Source organism: Enterococcus sp. AZ179, from assembly GCF_050498885.1.
GTDB classification, from domain to species: domain Bacteria; phylum Bacillota; class Bacilli; order Lactobacillales; family Enterococcaceae; genus Enterococcus_D; species Enterococcus_D entomosocium.
On record NZ_JBMHEO010000001.1, the window covers coordinates 2,803,974 to 2,822,649 of the forward strand.

The following is an 18,676-nucleotide window of genomic DNA, read 5'->3' on the forward strand; positions in this document are numbered from 1 at the left end:
CAAGCTTAGCTAAGGGGAAAGATCAGCCCAGCTTTCACCTGCAAAGGAAAAACCGCATGCTTCATACAGCTTGTAGGCTGGCTGATTTTCAACCGTCACTACCAGATAAAGGTGAGTGAGTCCCATGGCTTTTGCTCGTTGGATCACTTCATTCATCAGCAGCTTGGATAAGCCTTTGCCTTTAAAGGCTGCACTCATAACAACAAATAATAGCAGGGGAAGCTCTTGAAACGTGCTGGTTACTACGGCACCGATAGGATAATTATCCTTTTGCAACTGAAAAGAAAGCTCTGGACTCAAGGGACCGTATTTTCCATCAGCAGTCTCTCTCAGCTCTCTTTGCCAGTCAGCAATCGATTCCCCTTCGTCATCCGTCGTTTCATGATAGGCCGAATAAAAAAGTTCTGCGACACTTCGAGAATCCGGGATAAAGGGGTCAAAAGAAAGGGCGGATTCTTGTAAAGCTTTGGGGGTATGTTGTAAGTCACAAGCCATAATGATTCGTTTCATAGAAGCACTCCTCTCTGCTCGTTTCATTTATTATAGCAGAGCAAAGCTTTCTCAAGATCGTTTTTTTCTAATGAAAGCCCAGATACAACGAATTCCTTCGTAGATTGCAGTAAAGACAGCAACCAGAAACAAAAACGACATGTAATGGATCAAAAAAGCCAGTTGAAACCATAAGCCATAGACCATCGGCAGGACGACGAGCAAACAAATTCCCAATTCGATGTTTCGCTTTCTTCTTATTTGAAACCAACGTTCATCTGACATCCTTTTTTCCTCCTGTTCATTCTTTACACACGCTCTCGGATAAATATCCATTTTTTTATAAAATATTCAATATATTTGCGATATTTTGATTAAAAACTAGAAAATTAGTTTATTTTTTGGTAATCTTGAAGATAAGATTAGAAATAGCTGTTGTTTTTTATTTTGACTTATTATCCCACGAAAGACAAGGTGAGCACAATGGAAAGAAAACCGATGTATTTAAAAAATGGGCTTCCTCTAACAATGGAGCCCGGTAAGATTTATACATGCCTTTACCGAGGCGGTTATTTCATTTGTGAAGAAAAGGGCCAACCGCTGCCATCGATAAAAAGAGAAGCGAAATAAGCGAACTTCTCACTTAAGATTTGTCAGGGGTCGAACGGGTTGTTGGAATTGTTATCTCCTTTTTAGTACCAATCAAATGATGTCTAGCATTTTCAAAAAATCTCAACGTTCTTCATTCAGACCATTTTAAGGCTTAAATTGATTTTGACCGATTTCAATTTAGTAAGAACAATCCGATCCCTGGCAAATGTTAGGTGAAAAGTCCCTAAGAGACTGAACGAATAGTAATGGTCATTCGGACAGCCAAGAGCAGTGGAATTACGAGCGAACATACAAATAGTAGAAATCGTCTTTTTCTCATAAAAAACGATTCTACTTGAAGGGAACATTTTTTTTTGCTATAATAGTTCAGGAATTGAAAAATAAAATAGACAAAGGTTGAGCATTTTTTATGCTTCAAGGATCAGGTTTGCCAAGGGGTGAGGCAAACGTTCTTGGAGGAATGCTGGCCTTTTTTTTGTTATCAGCATACTTCTTCGTGAGGTATGCTTTTTTTGTTTATTTTTCAGTTGAGAATATAAATCACTATGGGAGGGAAATCGATGAGAGAAGCTTTGACTCGTTTACGAGAAGCAGAAGAAGCCAATGAACAGCAATTGCTCGCTTTGAAAAAAGAACTGCAGTCGGAAGAAGCGCAGCAGCAACAAGCATTGCAAGAGCGGGCTTCCGCTTTGGAAGAAGCCCTTGCTCAGGAACAAGCAACAGTCGAAGACCAGTTGCAACAGTCACTAGAAGCACAAAAGCAGCAGCTGGCAAAAGAGACCCAGCAAGTGTTAGATCGTTACCAAAAAAATATGCAAAGCTTCCAAGAGCAAGCGGTTCAACAGATCGTTGAAGGAGTGATCGGAACTTATGGCAGTAACCAAACTAAATAAACTAACGTTGATCACCCCGAAGCACTACCAAGAAAGGGTATTGACGAAGCTGCAAACGATGCAGTTTGTTGAAATCGAGAACGTATTTGAGCAGGAAGCGAACGAAACTTGGCTACGGGAATTTTTTGCAGGAGCCACCCCAGAAGGTGCTTCTCACCAACCAATGATTCGTCGACTGCAAGAAGCAATCCGCTTTATTCGCCAAAATGGTGATGCGAAAAAAGGCATAGAATGGCAACGAGATGCCTTGCGGCTGTCGGACTTTGAAACAAGCTTCGATGAAGCAGCAGCATTGACGGAGCTGGTTGAAGTCGAGAAGTTGCAAGAGCGCTGGGTAGAGACGATCGAAGCGATCGAAGCAGCGACGCAGACGGAAGAATGGGCGACACAGTGGCAAAATCTTGACGTGCCGTTGGAGATCGAAGCACCTGCTCATACAAGTTTTTTTGCTGGGCGTGTCGAAGGCCCACGCTGGGAAGATCTAGCTGAAGCCTTGCGACAATTGGAAGAGGTTCATATCGAAGTGATCTATTCTGAGCCAAAAAAAGTCAATTTCAGCTGCCTATTTTTAGCAGCGATCGAAGAGCAAGTGTTCCAATTGTTTCACCGATATGGGGTGAAGAAAGAAACCGGTCGAACATCCGAATCACCAAAAGTGGTTTTGCAAAACGCGAAACAAGCGTTGACTTCCTTGACCCAGCAGCGCAAAGAACTGATTACAGAAATCAGTCAGCACAAACAACGGCTGATCCTGTTGCAGCAAGCGGAAGAACTGTTTTTGACTCGTGAGAATCGGACAATGATGCAACAGCGCTTAGCAGCTGGTCAGACCTTTGCCCTCTTGCGCGGCTGGATCGCAGAAAAGGATCAACCGTTAGTGGCGGAAATGGTCCAAGAATCCTTTGCCAACGAGATTTACTATTCGTTTGAAGAACCCACTGCAGAGGAGATCGCTGCTAATCAAGTGCCAACGAAGCTAAAAAACGCCTTGTTTATTCAACCCTTTGAAATGTTGACGGAGATGTACAGCCTGCCAAAATACGATGAGATCGATCCAACCCCATGGATGATGCCCTTTTACTATGTTTTCTTTGGTATGATGGTGGCTGACTTAGGTTATGGTGCATTAATGGCTGTAGCGACCACGATCGGGCTGCACGCCATGCGTTTGCCCAAAGGGACCAAACGGTTTCTGAAATTGTTCCAGATTTTGTCCGTGCCAACTATGATTTGGGGCGCAGTCTACGGCTCTTTCTTTGGCGCTACATTGCCCTTCCAACTCTTATCACCCTCCGAAGATTTTATGGCGATCTTTGGTCTATCCATGATTTTTGGTGGGATCCAACTGTTTACAGGCCTTTATTTAGCAGCCAAAGAAAATATCCGCAAAAAGGATCTTTTAGGTGCAGTCAACGATGGCTTTGCGTGGCTAGGACTTTTGAGTGGTCTTTTAGTGGCAGCCGCAGGCAATCTTTTGATCGATGTCCCAGCACTAACAACCGTCGGCTTGATTTTAGCAGGCTTTAGTGCCTTATTGATCATCGTGGTACCGATTCTGAAAGGGAAAACCAAAGTGGGCGGCTTCTTTTTAGGGTTGTATGACTTGTACGGTGTGACCAGTTACATCGGCGACTTTGTCAGCTACAGCCGCTTGATGGCATTAGGGATCTCCGGTGGGAGTATCGCAGCAGCTTTCAACATATTGGTGGGCTACTTGCCGCCAGCCGCTCGTTTTTCTGTAGGCATTCTCTTATTGGTTGTCCTACAAGCTTTAAACATCTTTTTATCGTTACTGAGTGCGTATGTGCATGCCGCACGTTTACAATATGTAGAGTTTTTCGGAAAATTTTTCACTGGTGGGGGGCGCCAATTTGAAACCTTCAAGCCAAGTGAGAAATACGTTGATTTTGATAAAGAAAATGGAGGAGACAATAAATGATTGATTACTTAATTAATAACAATGGTGGTATGGTGTTTGCAATTATCGGAATGGGGATCGCTACGATCTTTTCTGGGATCGGTTCAGCCAAAGGGGTGGGCCAAACTGGTGAAGCAGCGGCAGCCTTAACGACGAATCAGCCGGAGAAGTTTGGACAAGCCTTGATTTTACAATTACTTCCCGGAACGCAAGGGCTATACGGATTCGTTATTGCGTTTATGATCTATGGTAGCTTAAGTGGTGAAATGTCGACAGTGACTGGTATGGCGTATTTGATGGCCTCACTGCCAGTTGCCTTTACTGGCTTATTCTCAGGAATGGCCCAAGGGAAGGTCGCTGCAGCTGGGATTCAAATTTTAGCGAAGAAACCAGAGCATTTCTTTAAAGGGGTCATGTTCTCAGTAATGGTTGAGATGTATGCCATCTTAGGCTTTGTTATTTCTTTTTTACTTTTAGGAACGATTTAAAGGGGGCGAAGGTATGGACGCAATCGACAAAATGATTGCTGAACTAGACCAAGAAGCGCAGACAAAACGGGAACGTTTGGCTGCCGCTGAACGTGCTAGGATCAGTGAAACGATGGCACGTGACTGGGCGAAAAAAGAGTCGGACTTGCAGCTTCGTGCCCAGCAAGCAAAAAAGCAAGCCGAAAAACATTATCAGCAAGCCCTGAATCGCCAAGCAAGTGCCGCTAAGCAGCAGCAAATGGTGAAACAAAACGAATACCTGACACAACTTTTTGAGCAAGCGTATCAAAAAATGGTTACCTGGACGCCAGAAGAGCTGCAGTCATTTGCTGAAAATGTGCTGCAGCAGTTGCCGATCAGTGGGATGGTGACCTTCCACGCTGGTCCTGAGCAAGTAGCCCATCTAGATGCCGCTTGGCTTACGTCTTGTCAATCAAAACTACCGTATCAAATCAAAGAAGGCGCACCATTGACAGAAGCGGGCTTTTTGGTAGATGACAACGGCATTCAATACAATTTTACCTATCAGGTACTGCTTGATGAATACAAGAAAGAAACCCGGGAACGGTGGTTGCAGATCATACAACAAGGAGGTTGATCCATGAGGAACTATCATCAATTGAATCCAATCATTCGGCTGAAAGAGATGACGTTGTTAAAGTCGCAAGAAGTCGAGCAAATGATTGCGGCAAAAGCTTTTGCTGAAGTCGAAGCTGTCTTGCAGCAGACCCATTATCAACGCTATTTGAAGCCGGATTTTCATGAACGATTCGAAACCTATCTCGATGAAGAATTGTTAAAGACGATCAAAGAATTGGCCGAGCTGGTTCCTGATCAAGAGATCCTCCGACTGTATATGATGCCTTTTACTTTCCATAATCTAAAAGTCTTGACCAAAGAGTCGGTCACTAAAAAAGATTATAATCATCTACTGAACGAAGATGGTTTTTACACGATCGATGAGTGTCGGACCGCCATCAAAACGGGAACCTCAGAGGTATTGCCTGAGAAAATCGTGACTACGATCCAAGAGGTGCGGGAGTACTTAGAAGGCGGCGCCGTGCTGCAAGGCATCGATATCATTTACGATCGCCGGTATTTACATGAACAACGGCGACTGGCAGATGAAATCAAGATCCCTGAGCTACAAGAAGCTGTCATCAAGATGATCGATCTGACCAATCTAACGATCGCCGCTCGTTGTGTACTTCAAAAACGATCGCGCAGTTTTATGGAGGCAGTCCTAGTGAGTGTCGGCAGTATCCCGAAAGAAGAATTTTTAGCGTTTGCGGATGCGTCCTATAGCGACTTTTTAGCCTTCTTATTAGAAAGTGATTATCAGGAAGTGTTGCGGCCTTTGATTCATGAACAGGTGATCGACTTTGCTGGCTTGGCACTTTTACAAGACAATTTGATCACAGAAAGCTATGGTCAAGCTCAAACGGATGCTTTAGGACCACTGCCTTTACTCGCATTTTTGAATGCTAAGGTTTTGGAACTGCAAAATCTGCGTATCTTGCTGGTAGGCAAACGCAGCGGCTTTACGGAAGAACAAATCAGAGAAAGGATGCGGCACTATGACTCATAAAATCGGCGTGATCGGCGAGAAAGAATCCGTCATTCCTTTTCAACTATTTGGCTTTCAGGTCTGCTATGCCTCGGAAGAAAAAGAAGTGAAGCAGGCGCTGGCAAAATTAATGAAGAACAGTACGATCATCTACCTGACTGAAAAATGTGCCGAGCTGATTCCCGATGAATTAGCAAAAGTCCAACAAAAAATGACACCTGCAGTCATCTTGATTCCTGATTACGATGGTTCCCGAGGAATCGGCAAACGAATGATTCAAGAAAATGTCGAAAAAGCAGTTGGGCAAAACATACTATAGAGAGGAGCCGATGTTGTGGAAAAAGGAACAATTATTAAAGTATCCGGTCCATTGGTGTTAGCCAAAAATATGGGCCATGCAAGTTTAGAAGATATCTGTTATGTAGGAGATTTAGGCGTGGTCGGTGAGATCATCGAAATGCGCGGCGACGTCGCTTCGATCCAAGTCTATGAAGAAACGTCCGGGATCGGACCTGGTGAACCAGTCGAAACCACCGGTGAACCGCTATCCGTAGAATTGGCGCCTGGGATCATGTCACAAATGTTTGATGGCATCCAACGTCCCTTAGAAACCTTCATGTCTGTCACCCAAAGTAACTTCTTGTCGCGTGGGGTGCAATTGCCTGCGTTGGATCATGAGAAAAAGTGGCCTTTTGTACCGACCGTGGAAGTCGGCGCAACAGTCAGTACCGGGATGGTCATCGGCACCGTGCAAGAAACACCGTTGATCAATCACAAGATCATGGTTCCTCATGGCGTTTCAGGAACAGTCAAGGCTGTTTATGCGGGGGAATTTACGATCGATGAAACGATTTATGTTTTAGATACCCCCAAAGGAGAACGGTCTTTCACGATGCTGCAAAAATGGCCCGTTCGTCATAGTCGTCCTGTAAAGCAAAAACTGAATCCAGTCGAACCAATGATTACTGGCCAGCGAGTGATCGACACCTTCTTTCCAATCGCTAAAGGCGGGGCGTCAGCCGTTCCAGGACCTTTTGGTGCAGGGAAGACTGTCGTTCAGCACCAAATCGCCAAATGGGCGGATGTCGACCTAGTCGTCTATGTCGGCTGCGGCGAACGCGGCAATGAAATGACCGATGTAATGAACGAGTTCCCAGAGTTGATCGACCCTCGCAGTGGTGAATCTTTAATGGCGAGAACCGTGTTGATCGCTAACACCTCCAATATGCCGGTAGCCGCTCGGGAAGCGTCGATTTATACTGGGATCACGATTGCGGAATACTTCCGAGACATGGGGTATTCCGTGGCGATCATGGCGGATTCCACCTCACGTTGGGCAGAAGCACTGCGGGAAATGTCTGGTCGTCTGGAAGAAATGCCCGGGGATGAAGGGTATCCGGCTTACTTAGGCAGCCGCTTGGCAGAGTATTATGAGCGTTCTGGAAAAGCGATTTGCTTAGGTTCTGATCAAGAAGGCAGCATCACTGCCATCAGCGCTGTTTCACCATCAGGCGGTGATATTTCAGAACCAGTTACCCAAAATACGTTGCGGGTTGTTAAAGTCTTTTGGGGCTTAGATGCCACCTTAGCGCAAAAGCGTCATTTTCCATCGATCGATTGGTTGAAGAGCTATTCTTTATACGAAAACGAATTGGGTGCCTTTTTAGACCAACAAATGCAAGTAGATTGGTCCAAACAAGTAACAGAAGCCATGCGGATGCTGCAAAAAGAATCTGAGTTGTCAGAGATCGTGCGACTTGTCGGCATCGACGCTTTATCCGAAAAAGATCAGTTATTGCTGGAAACCACCAAGTCTTTGCGAGAAGATTTCTTGCAGCAAAACGCTTTTGACGATGTCGATACGTTTACCTCTCGTGAAAAGCAGTTCAAAATGCTGGAAACGATCTTGCTACTCCACAAAGAAGCGGAAGATGCGTTGACACTAGGTGCCTATCTTTCAGAAATTTATGCAGGGACCGAAGAATTGCGAGACAAAGTGGCACGTATGAAGTACCTGCCTGAAGCGGAATTAGCAAAAATTCCTGCTTTGCATCAAGAGATCAAAGCAACGATGAAAGAAATTTTACAGAAAGGAGACCGCACTGATGATCAAGGAATATAAAACGATTGGAGAAGTCGTCGGACCATTGATGGCCGTCGATCGCGTCTCCGGTGTCAAATACGAAGAGTTGATCGAAGTCCGCATGCAAAACGGCGAAACGCGGAAAGGACAAGTACTGGAGATCCAAGAAGACAAAGCGTTGGTCCAAATTTTTGAAGGAACCGGCGGGATCAATTTGCGAGAATCTGCGGTCCGCTTTTTAGGACATCCTTTGGAATTAGGCGTTTCCGAGCAAATGATCGGACGAGTCTTTGACGGCTTAGGTCGGGTCAAAGATGGCGGAGTAGAGATCGTCCCAGAAAAATTTATGGACATCAACGGCGAAGTGATTAATCCAGCAGCGCGGGATTATCCTGATGAGTTTATTCAAACGGGGATCTCATCGATCGACCACTTGAATACGCTCGTTCGGGGACAAAAGCTACCGATTTTTTCTGGATCTGGTCTGCCTCATAAAGAATTGGCTTCGCAAATTGCGCGTCAAGCACAAGTGTTGAATTCAGAAGATGATTTCGCTGTTGTGTTTGCTGGCATTGGGATCACCTTTGAAGAAGCTGAATATTTCATGGAAGATTTTCGTCAAACGGGCGCCATCGACCATTCTGTCGTCTTTATGAATCTAGCCAATGACCCAGCGATCGAGCGGATCGCTACTCCCCGAATGGCACTGACGGCGGCCGAATACTTGGCTTATGAAAAGGGCATGCATGTCTTGGTGATCATGACGGATATGACCAACTACTGTGAAGCTTTGCGGGAGATCTCCTCTGCTCGTCGTGAAGTGCCAGGACGTCGCGGCTATCCTGGGTATCTATATACCAATCTATCCACGTTATATGAACGTGCTGGACGGATTCGCGGCTTGAAAGGTTCAGTGACCCAGCTGCCGATTTTGACCATGCCAGAAGATGACAAAACCCATCCGATTCCTGATTTGACCGGCTATATCACCGAAGGACAAATCATCTTGTCTCGTGATTTGTATAAAAACGGTATCCAGCCGCCCATCGATGTCTTGCCGTCATTGTCACGGTTAAAAGATAAAGGGACCGGCGAAGGCAAGACACGTAAAGACCATGCCGCAACGATGAACCAGTTGTTTTCTGCGTATGCTCAAGGAAAGCAAGCCAAGGAATTGGCAGTCGTTTTAGGAGAATCGGCATTGTCGGAAGTAGATAAAACCTATGCCAAATTTGCGGAACGCTTCGAAAATGAATACTTGAACCAAGGGTATCGCACCAACCGCTCGATTATCGAAACCTTGGAATTAGGGTGGGAATTATTGGCGATGCTGCCAAAAGTCGAGCTGAAGCGGATCAGCGATGCCTTACTGGCGGAATACTTACCGGGAGAGGAGAACAATGGCGCAAAAAACCGTTAATCCAACCCGCATGGAGCTGTCGCGCCTCAGCAAACAATTGGCGACAGCCAAACGCGGACATAAATTATTAAAAGACAAACAAGACGAACTCATGCGTCAATTTATTGAATTGATCAAAAAGAATGACCACTTGCGTAAAGAAGTAGAAGAACAATTGCAGCGTGCCATGAAGGCATTTCGCTTAGCCAATGCCACGATCAATGAAAAATACATTGAAGAAATGTTTATTTTACCAGCAACTGAGGTCTCCCTTGAGTTATCCACGAAAAATATCATGAGTGTGGAAGTGCCAGTGATGCATTTTGATTATGACGATACGGTGATGCAAGCGCCGATCGAATATGGCTTTTTGAATTCCAATGTTCCGTTAGATAATGCGGTCGCCCGTTTTACCGACGCCATGCCGAAGCTGTTGGAGCTAACGGAAATCGAAAAGACCTGTCAATTGATGGCAGGGGAAATCGAACGTACTCGCCGACGCGTCAATGCCCTAGAATATTTGACGATTCCCGAGCTGGAAGAAGCCATTTATGGAATCAAAATGCGGCTGGAAGAAAATGAACGAGCAAACGTAACAAGAATGATCAAAGTGAAGAATAAATCAAAATAAAATGGTATGATAAGTGAAAAACAACTGCAATAAACTATGATTACCAAGCCATTGGTTTTTGCAAAAGGTCAAAGGAAATGAAAATGAAAAAAAGAAATCGTTTGAAAAAAAAGCTGGCATCGCAACGCTTTTTGATTCCGCAGATCGTCACACTGGTCTTCGTTTTGCTGATATTGGCAGGAACTGGCTTACTGATGCTGCCGGCTGTCACCAAAAGTGGTGAAGGTACCAACTTTTTAGATGCACTGTTTACTGCCACATCGGCTGTTTGCGTGACGGGTCTTTCGACCTTGACAGTAGCCGACCATTACAATCTCTGGGGCCAAGGGATTTTGCTGATGTTGATTGAGATCGGTGGGATCGGCTTCATGTCGATTCCCGTCTTCTTTTACATCTTGGCGAGAAAAAGAGTCCATCTTAGTACCCGGATGATTTTGCGGGAATCATTGAACCTGGATCGGATGTCTGGAGAGATCCATTTGGCATGGTACCTGATTCGGATCGCCTTTTTGATCCAAGTCAGCGGGATTATCTTGCTGGCTTTTGCATTCGTGCCCCGTTTTGGTTGGGAGCAAGGCCTTTGGTACAGCGTTTTTCATGCGATCTCGGCCTTTTGTAATGCTGGGTTTGATTTGTTCGGCAACAGCATGGTAGGGTTTCAAAATGACCCATTTGTGCTGGGGATTATCAGTTTCTTGATCATTGCCGGCGGTCTTGGGTTTCTCGTTTGGTTCGATCTCCTGCATACGGCGTCCAAAAAACGGTCCCTGCATAGTCGCTTGGCATGGATCGCTATGATCGTTTTGGTGGTTTTTGGAACGGCAGGGTTCTTTTTGACCGAAGCCAATTCACAGTTGATCACGGGTGACTCGGTCATCGAACGTTTTTTCCAATACCTCTTCTTAGCGGTCACCCCAAGAACCGCGGGATTTTTCAGTATTGATTACGGACAAATGAGTCAAGCAGGCTTGATGCTGACGATGATTTTAATGTATATCGGCGGGACCTCTGGATCAACGGCTGGGGGATTGAAGACAACGACGTTTGCAGTCTTGATCATCAAGATCCGCAGTTTATTGAAAGGGCGCAGTCGAGCGGAAGTGTTCGGTCGCACGATCAAAGAATCTGCTGTATCGCGTGCCTTTACGTTGTTCTTTCTTACCTTGACGTTATGCTTCGTAGCGATTTTCTTATTGTCGATCACTGAGCGTATGCCGCAAACCCCAAACTTTGGGTTGCCAACCATTGCTTTTGAAGTTTTTTCCGCTTTTGGAACCGTGGGGTTGACCATGGGGTTGACGCCTTACTTGTCGGTTTTTGGCAAACTACTGATCATTTTTTTGATGTTCATTGGTCGAGTCGGCATCATGACCGTTGCTTTTTCATTGATGAAAAACGCCAACAAACAAGAAGCTGGCTACAAATATCCTGATGAAACCGTGATGATCGGGTAACGAAACAGGGAAACGAAGCACGCTTCGTTTCCCTGTTTTTCGTTTATTGAAGTACTTCTAACATCACATCTCGTTGGTCATCGCTGACATTCCCCGCATAATTTGGTGTGATTAAAGATAGACCACCCTCTTTATTTGTAAATAGGTACAGGTTTTGGTTAAAATCAGGATTTCCATTGGAAGTGATCCCTTTCGAAAAGGTCAACTGAGTGTTCACTTTTACTGTGCGAATCTCATTGTTTTTCGCAGAAAACACGCGAATCTCTTTTGTTGCGATCGTATCGACTTGTGCTTCATAGCTTGCGCTGTCGCCGATCGAAATGATCAATGGGCTCGTATTTTGAATCGTGACAGCATCTGGTACATTGACGCCATGGAAATAAAAAGTCAGTGAAGGGCCATATTGGGAAAGATCAACGGCATATGGAAACTCATTGGTGGATACTGAGCTTGCTGTTGTTTGCGTTGCGTCAGAGTGATCCGTCGATTGCTGGCTTGTGGTTGAAGTTTTTGAAGTGGAGCTTGACGCTAAGGAGCTGCTTTCAGTCGTTTGCGCCGTCGTGCTTTGTTTGCTTTCAGTAGACACACGACTCTGACTTAGCTCGCTTGTTGATTGCGCGGTATCTTTTTCGTTGTTACAGCCTGTCAAAAGCCCCAAACTGACGAGCGTCAGTGTGCCAATCAAAGAAAATGTTTTTTTCATTGTTTACTTCATCCTTTCCTTAGAATACTAAAGCATCTAAAACAAGCAAACTATTGTGTCGGAATGCACAATTTTGCTGACATAGCGTTTAAATATTCTTTAATGTTAAAGATATTGTAATCCAGAACACTGAAAAAGAATAGGAAGTTTTTGCTGAATTTTTCGTCAATTCTATCATAAAATATTCATTAACGTCCGCAGCAGCTGGCTAGTTTTGTATAATAAAGTTTCAGCCATAGTGGCGAATCTTTCTGGCGGCTTGCGTAACGCAGGGATCTAGATTAAAATACCTTGGTATAGGAGAATGGGGTGGTGAAGAGGATGGAAAAAGAACGGATGGGCCAATGGTTAGCCTTCACGAATCAGCATCAAGCGATCGAAGCTCGCTTGGAACAAGCCCTCAAAGCAGAAAGCAATCTGTCTTTGAATGAGTATTACGTGCTTTATTACTTAGAAAAGACCCCCAATCATAGCATGCGCCTCAACGATTTGATCGCCCATTTTGATTTGAGTCAAAGTGCGATGTCACGCATGATCATGCGCATGGAAGACAATTTGTGTGGTGTGATCGAACGGCATTCTTGTCAAGAGGATAAGCGGGGGATCTATATTGATTTGACCCAATCAGGGGAAAAGAAACTGCAGCGTTCTAAAGTCGTTTTTGAAAAAGTCTTGGAGGAAATGCTAGACTAAAGAAGGTTTCACTTGTTTTCTCCTTGATTCTTTTGTAATATAGATGCATGTGCATGTATATTTTGGCAAAAGAGAAAAAAATGCACCGATTTGCTTTAAGGATCTCCTTAGGTAACCAAGCCAGTCAGATTTACAAAGCGAAATGAATCCAATGGAAAAGGTGGGAAACCCATGCGAAATGTAACAGACAAAGCAACATTTAAGCGCGGATTACAGTTGAAAAATCGAATCATTATGGCACCAATGACGACCAAGATGTCCTTCTTTGATGGGGTGATTACGAAAGATGAGTTGGCTTACTATGGCTTACGCTCTGGGGAAGTCGGAGCAGTCATCACAGCGGCAGCCAATGTCCAAGAAGATGGCAAGGGCTGGGAAGGGGAATTAGGCGCTTATGACGATGCCTTTTTACCTGGATTAAGCAAATTAGCCAGCACCATCAAAACAAATGGGACCAAAGCCATTTTACAGATTTTTCATGCCGGTCGGATGACGGATGACTCAGTTCTACGAGGCACACAACCCATATCCGCCAGCGCGGTTGCAGCTGAACGACCAAATGCCCAAGTTCCCCGAGAAGTTACGGTGGATGAGATATTAGCGATTATTGAAAACTTTAAAAAAGCTACCGAACGGGCGATCAAGGCGGGGTTTGATGGCGTAGAACTCCACGGAGCCAATACGTATTTGATTCAACAATTCTTTTCTCCTCACTCAAATCGTCGATCCGATGAATGGGGTGGCTCACTAGAGAACCGTTATCGTTTTATTGAGAAGCTCGTCGATGAAGTATTGGAAACAGTAGACCAATCAGGTGTGAAGGAGTTTATCGTCGGTTATCGGTTTTCACCGGAAGAATTCGAAGAACCAGGGATTCGCTTTGAAGATACGTTGTTCTTAGTGGACCAACTGGCAGAAAAAGGATTAGACTATCTGCACATTTCTCTTGCGGATTATACCCGTAAATCGATTTCAAAAGCGTATCAAGAAAAATCGATGTTGGCGTATGTCTATGAAAAAATCGCTCAGCGGGTTCCTTTGATTGGTGTAGGGGATGTCCGAACGTCGAAAGATGCCGCGGGCTTGCTAGAACATGCAGATTTTGTTGCAGTGGGGCGGGCATTGTTGATCGATCCTCATTGGGGACAAAAAGTCTTAGACGGTCAAGATGAGTTGATCCGCACCACGGTTTCTACTTACGAACGTGAGGAACTCGTATTACAAAATGGCGTTTGGGGTTTTATGGAAAACATGATGCCAGATCGACTAAATGAAGAATAATAAGCAGACAACCACCTTTGCCTCGGGCAAAGGTGGTTTTTTGTGATCGCTACTCATTTGTGACACATTGAGAAGAGCTGTTTTTTCTCTAGTGAAACCCTGCTAGCTTCAAAATGACGAATCAGCAGAAGACTGTGAGAAACAAGCCTGTGATCGGAAGAAAGAGCGTGGAAAGATTTTTTTAGTTAAAATACATGAATGAATTTTTGTTTTATTTTAATAAATAGTCAAACAATTCAGAATCATTCATTTTTCTTACAAAAAGATAGCGCAAGTCGAGTTGATTGATAAAAAAACAATCAGTTGTTAGACTGAATACAGGTTAAAAAAACAAAAAGGGGATGTAATGATGAAAAAAGGATTCAGAAATTATTTAGGTTCAGATGAGCGGGAGGCAGGCTATAATTTGTCTTGGGGTTCTATCTTTGCAGGGGTCGTAACATTTATCGCATTGTTCATGACACTGTCAATGATCGGCTCAGCAATCGGTTTTGGTTTGGTGGAACCAACATCAAATAATCCATTAGATGGTGTGGGTACAGGATTATTGATTTGGACAGTCATTACCTTTGTCTTGGCATTATTCGGTGCAGGTTTTGTTTCAGGTGTGGCGGCTCGACGTGTTGGATTGGTTCATGGTTTCTTAACATGGGCAACTAGTATGATCGTGATGATGGTTATGCTCTCTTACTTAACGATCGGTGCATTTTCTGTAGTCGGTTCACTTTTAGGAAACGTTGCTTCTGCTGTTGGCAGTGGCGTTGAAACAGTTGCCTCAGGTGCTGGCGATGTCGCTTCAAAAGCCTTCGATGAAATAACAGGAAACATTGAAGACGTCAATACAGATGAATTACAAGCGAATGTCAATGATGTTTTACAAGATACCGATGTTCCTGAATTGCAACCAGACTACTTGCAAAATCAATTGTCTGATGCGACGAACGACATCAAAGATGCCGGCAAAGACATTGCAACCAATCCAAATGATGCTGATAAAATCATTGATGATTTAGCAAGCAAATTACAAGATCGTGCTACAACGATCGGTGATTCAGTCGATAAAGAAGCAATCTCAAATGCAGTGGCTCAAAACACAGATCTAAGCCAACAAGAAGCGGAAGAAGCAACGAACAATATCGTGAACGGCTTACAAGATGCTTCTGATGAAGCACAAAAACAAATCGAAAATGCACAACAAAATCTTGAACAAGCCAAACAAGACATTGACCAAGCAGTGGAAGACGCTCGTCAAAAAGCGGAAGAAGCAAGTGATGCAACAGCCAAAGCGTCTATTTGGGGCTTTGTGGCAATGGTCTTAGGACTCGCTCTTACGTCAATCGGTGGTATGGTGGGAGCAAACTTAGTTAAAACTGCTGACCACGAAAACCGTATCTAATTTTACCTCTCATCAAGAGAGCTAGTGATTTATAAACCAGTGAACAGCGTTCTGCCGAAGATTCAAATGGCAGCAGCGCTGTTTTCTGCTTTTAAACAAGCGGTTGAAAATCCCCATTGACGAGTGATTTTTCTCATGCTACACTGGCTCTGAGGATTGTTACCGCTTTAGGCGGGCTATACCTATTTTTTTGTGTGAAGAAATCTAAAGAAGAATTGGGTCGTTAAAATGAACGTAACAAAAGTGATCAATAACAACATTGTGATTTCTGAGAATGAGGAAAAACAAGAATTGGTCGTCATGGGCAAAGGCTTAGGCTTTAAGAAAAAGCCGGGCGATGCGATCGACGATACCAAGATTGAAAAAGTCTATCTCAGTACACAAGAGTGGAATGTCACAAAACTAACCCAATTACTTTCTTCTATCCCTATCGAACATATTCAAGCAGCGAATGAGATCATCAGTTTTGCAAAAGTTTCCCTTGGGAAAAAGTTGAGCGAAAAATTGTTTCTGACGCTGACCGATCATATCAATTATGCTATCGAGCGCTATCAAAACGGCATGGAAATTAATAATGCCTTGCTATGGGAGATCAAGCGGTTTTATAACCATGAATACCTCATTGGCAAAGAAGCGTTATCGATCATTAAAAATCGCTTGGCGATCGAGCTGCCGGAAGATGAAGCCGGCTTCATTGCTCTGCACATTGTCAATGCTGAGTTGGATATGGCGCAGGTCAGTCAAGTATCGGAAATGGCGAAGATCATTCAGCATATCCTAAACATCGTCAAATATCATTTTTCAATGGAGCTTGATGAGTATTCATTGAACTACGAACGCTTTGTGACCCATTTGAAATTTTTTGTCCAGCGCTTATTCAGCGGTACAAAGCTCGATGATGCAGGAACCGGCAGTTTTATTTTTATGTTGAAAGACCGATACATGAAGGAATATGCGTGTGCGTTGAAAATCAGTGACTACATCAACAAAGAATTCGGTAGACCGTTAGAAGAAGACGAATTGATCTATTTAACTATACACATCAAACGAATAACAAGTGCTTAGGATTGTTACTGGATTGGCAGGCTATACCTAAATGAACTCCCAAGGGGTTTGTTTAGGTATTTTTTTATGGTTTGACACACAAAAAACAAGCGAAAGACCAAAATAGGAGGAACGACATGAATTACAAAGAGTTAGCAAAAACGATCATCACCAATGTTGGTGGGGAAGAAAATATCCAAAGCTTGACCCATTGTGCGACACGCTTGCGCTTCAACTTGAAAGATGATAGCAAACCCCAAGAAAGTACTTTAAAACATACACCAGGGATCATGGGTGTGGTCAATAAAGGTGGGCAATACCAAGTAATCATCGGTAGTGATGTTGGCAATGTCTACAACGAAATCACTGCCCAAACCAATTTGACTAGTGACCAAGAAACAGTAGAAGACGATCGTGGACGTGTTGCGAAAGTCATCGATACGATCACCGGGATCTTCACTCCAATATTACCAGCCATCACGGCAGCTGGGATGCTAAAAGCGGTTCTTTCATTGCTAGTGGTCTTCAATGTCTTGACGGCAGAGAGTCAAAGTTACCAAATATTAAACTTTATGGCGGATGCGGCGTTCTACTTCTTGCCAATTTTGCTGGCTGCTTCTTCTGCACAAAAATTCAAAGCCAATATGTATTTAGCTATGATGGTAGGGGGGATTTTACTCCATCCGAACTTTATCGCGATGGTGACAGCAGTCAATGAGGCAGGCGGCGGCATCCATTTATTCGGCTTGCCGATTTCACCAGTGAGTTATTCATCATCGGTTATCCCAATCATCTTGAGTGTTTGGTTTATGTCTTACGTTGAACCGATCGCCGATAAAGTCTCGCCAAAAGCAATCAAATTCTTCAGCAAACCGTTGCTAACGATCTTCGTCGTAGGGACAGTAGCATTAGTTGCTTTAGGCCCTCTAGGCTACATGATCAGTGAAGCGATCTCTACAGGGATCCAAGCCTTAGAAACGGTTAGCCCATGGATCGTTCCATTACTGATTGGCGCCTTCACACCATTGTTCGTGGCAACTGGTACCCACTATGGATTGGTTCCTATCGGTATCAACAACCGGATGACCACAGGTTATGACACAGTGATCTACCCTGGCATGCTGGCTTCAAACGTCAGTCAGGGAGCTGCAGCTATCGGCGTTGGTTTTAAATCAAAAGATTCTACGATTAAACAACTGGCATTTTCTGCTGGTCTGACTGGGCTATTCGGCATTACTGAACCGGCGTTGTATGGGGTCAATTTGCGGTTTAAAACACCCTTGTATGCAGCAATGATCGGTGGCGGATTTGGTGGTCTATTTATGGGAATCATGCGTGTCCGCAATTTCTCAGGCGGATCACCAGGCCTGTTGACTTTGCCAAGCTATATCGGCGATGACACCTTACGTCATTTGACCAATGCTTGTATCGGTGCGGCAATCAGTATCGTGATCACATTTATTGCGACATTATTCTTATACAAAGACCCTGTCACAGAAGAAGCACCTGAAGCAACACCGACAGACAAAGCGCAAGAACCCGCACATCAAATCAGCGGCGCAGAGATCAAAGCACCTTTAAAAGGGGAACTAAAAAGCTTGCAAGCAGTCAATGACGGCATGTTTTCGGAAGAGATTCTTGGCCAAGGGGTAGCGATTGAGCCAACCGTCGGAGAAGTGCTAGCTCCAGTAAACGGGACTGTCACAGCAGTCTTTGATTCAAAACATGCTATTGGCTTGACCAGTGAGGAAGGCATTGAACTATTGATCCACGTGGGGATCGATACAGTGCAATTAAATGGTGAAGGCTATGCCTATCAAGTAGAAAAAGGGCAAAAAGTGACAGTCGGGGATCCATTGATTACGTTTGATATTGAATTTATTAAAGAAAAAGGCTATCCAGTAATCACGCCGATCGTTATCACCAACAGTACTGAAGTGGGGGACATTTTGACGGCTAACAGTGGCCCGATTACGTTTGGCGATCAAATCATCAAAGTGATCGGCTAAAAAAGGAGAATAAGAC

General features: G+C 44.2%; 18 protein-coding genes and 1 other annotated feature. Of the genes, 15 read left to right on the forward strand and 3 right to left on the reverse strand.

Features of this window, described 5'->3' with window-relative positions:
• Positions 1-9 precede the first annotated feature (9 nt).
• Together IGI88_RS13225 and IGI88_RS13230 are read right to left on the reverse strand one after the other, a co-directional pair.
• The gene (locus tag IGI88_RS13225) at positions 10-537 is read right to left on the reverse strand and encodes a GNAT family N-acetyltransferase (protein WP_429960633.1); all 528 of its coding nucleotides are present in this window, start codon (positions 535-537) and stop codon (positions 10-12) included.
• Positions 538-561: 24 nt separating this feature from the next.
• Positions 562-774, reverse strand: a complete 213-nt coding sequence (locus IGI88_RS13230; protein ID WP_008378885.1) for a hypothetical protein — start codon at positions 772-774, stop codon at positions 562-564.
• Between the two features lie 721 nt (positions 775-1,495).
• Positions 1,496-1,549 (forward strand) — a sequence feature (sodium ion sensor (DUF1646 type); this cis-regulatory element may regulate processes involved in with the transportation of sodium ions).
• Positions 1,550-1,661: 112 nt separating this feature from the next.
• On the opposite strand from IGI88_RS13230, the gene IGI88_RS13235 reads away from it, so the two are divergent.
• The 10 genes from IGI88_RS13235 (at position 1,662) to IGI88_RS13280 (ending at position 11,534) form a co-directional block, all read left to right on the forward strand.
• On the forward strand, positions 1,662-1,994 hold the full coding sequence (locus IGI88_RS13235; RefSeq protein ID WP_008378883.1) for a hypothetical protein: 333 nt from the start codon (positions 1,662-1,664) through the stop codon (positions 1,992-1,994).
• A complete protein-coding gene (locus tag IGI88_RS13240; protein WP_429960634.1) occupies positions 1,972-3,933 on the forward strand; it encodes a V-type ATP synthase subunit I in 1,962 nt (653 codons plus the stop codon). The genes IGI88_RS13235 and IGI88_RS13240 overlap by 23 nt, the downstream gene beginning before the upstream one ends.
• Positions 3,930-4,400, forward strand: coding sequence for a V-type ATP synthase subunit K (locus IGI88_RS13245; RefSeq protein WP_005225567.1), 471 nt, complete (start codon positions 3,930-3,932; stop codon positions 4,398-4,400). The genes IGI88_RS13240 and IGI88_RS13245 overlap by 4 nt, the downstream gene beginning before the upstream one ends.
• A 13-nt stretch (positions 4,401-4,413) precedes the next feature.
• Positions 4,414-4,998, forward strand: a complete 585-nt coding sequence (locus tag IGI88_RS13250; RefSeq protein ID WP_429960635.1) for a hypothetical protein — start codon at positions 4,414-4,416, stop codon at positions 4,996-4,998.
• Between the two features lie 3 nt (positions 4,999-5,001).
• Positions 5,002-5,988, forward strand: coding sequence for a V-type ATPase subunit (locus tag IGI88_RS13255; RefSeq protein ID WP_429960636.1), 987 nt, complete (start codon positions 5,002-5,004; stop codon positions 5,986-5,988).
• Complete coding sequence (locus tag IGI88_RS13260; protein ID WP_005225570.1) at positions 5,978-6,286, forward strand: V-type ATP synthase subunit F; 309 nt, start codon at positions 5,978-5,980, stop codon at positions 6,284-6,286. The genes IGI88_RS13255 and IGI88_RS13260 overlap by 11 nt, the downstream gene beginning before the upstream one ends.
• Positions 6,287-6,301: 15 nt before the next feature.
• Positions 6,302-8,089, forward strand: a complete 1,788-nt coding sequence (locus IGI88_RS13265) for a V-type ATP synthase subunit A (RefSeq protein WP_194188382.1) — start codon at positions 6,302-6,304, stop codon at positions 8,087-8,089.
• Positions 8,073-9,470, forward strand: a complete 1,398-nt coding sequence (locus tag IGI88_RS13270; RefSeq protein ID WP_429960637.1) for a V-type ATP synthase subunit B — start codon at positions 8,073-8,075, stop codon at positions 9,468-9,470. Before IGI88_RS13265 ends, IGI88_RS13270 begins: the two co-directional genes overlap by 17 nt.
• The gene (locus IGI88_RS13275; protein WP_008378868.1) at positions 9,451-10,080 is read left to right on the forward strand and encodes a V-type ATP synthase subunit D; all 630 of its coding nucleotides are present in this window, start codon (positions 9,451-9,453) and stop codon (positions 10,078-10,080) included. The genes IGI88_RS13270 and IGI88_RS13275 overlap by 20 nt, the downstream gene beginning before the upstream one ends.
• A gap of 77 nt (positions 10,081-10,157) precedes the next feature.
• Entirely contained in the window at positions 10,158-11,534 is a 1,377-nt protein-coding gene (locus IGI88_RS13280) for a TrkH family potassium uptake protein (RefSeq protein WP_429960638.1), read from the forward strand.
• Between the two features lie 43 nt (positions 11,535-11,577).
• On the opposite strand, the gene IGI88_RS13285 is transcribed toward IGI88_RS13280, so the two are convergent.
• On the reverse strand, positions 11,578-12,237 hold the full coding sequence (locus IGI88_RS13285; RefSeq protein ID WP_086316370.1) for a hypothetical protein: 660 nt from the start codon (positions 12,235-12,237) through the stop codon (positions 11,578-11,580).
• 321 nt (positions 12,238-12,558) lie between these two features.
• On the opposite strand from IGI88_RS13285, the gene IGI88_RS13290 reads away from it, so the two are divergent.
• The 5 genes from IGI88_RS13290 to IGI88_RS13310 all read left to right on the forward strand — a co-directional run bounded on the left by IGI88_RS13290 (position 12,559) and on the right by IGI88_RS13310 (position 18,660).
• Entirely contained in the window at positions 12,559-12,930 is a 372-nt protein-coding gene (locus tag IGI88_RS13290; protein WP_016613534.1) for a MarR family winged helix-turn-helix transcriptional regulator, read from the forward strand.
• Between the two features lie 171 nt (positions 12,931-13,101).
• Entirely contained in the window at positions 13,102-14,211 is a 1,110-nt protein-coding gene (locus IGI88_RS13295) for an NADH-dependent flavin oxidoreductase (protein ID WP_086296968.1), read from the forward strand.
• A 349-nt stretch (positions 14,212-14,560) separates the two neighbouring features.
• Positions 14,561-15,607, forward strand: a complete 1,047-nt coding sequence (locus IGI88_RS13300; protein ID WP_429960639.1) for a hypothetical protein — start codon at positions 14,561-14,563, stop codon at positions 15,605-15,607.
• Between the two features lie 228 nt (positions 15,608-15,835).
• The gene (licT, locus tag IGI88_RS13305) at positions 15,836-16,672 is read left to right on the forward strand and encodes a BglG family transcription antiterminator LicT (RefSeq protein ID WP_429960640.1); all 837 of its coding nucleotides are present in this window, start codon (positions 15,836-15,838) and stop codon (positions 16,670-16,672) included.
• 116 nt (positions 16,673-16,788) lie between these two features.
• Positions 16,789-18,660 (forward strand): beta-glucoside-specific PTS transporter subunit IIABC, encoded by a 1,872-nt coding sequence (locus IGI88_RS13310; RefSeq protein ID WP_087664918.1) that lies wholly within the window; start codon positions 16,789-16,791, stop codon positions 18,658-18,660.
• Positions 18,661-18,676 lie beyond the last annotated feature (16 nt).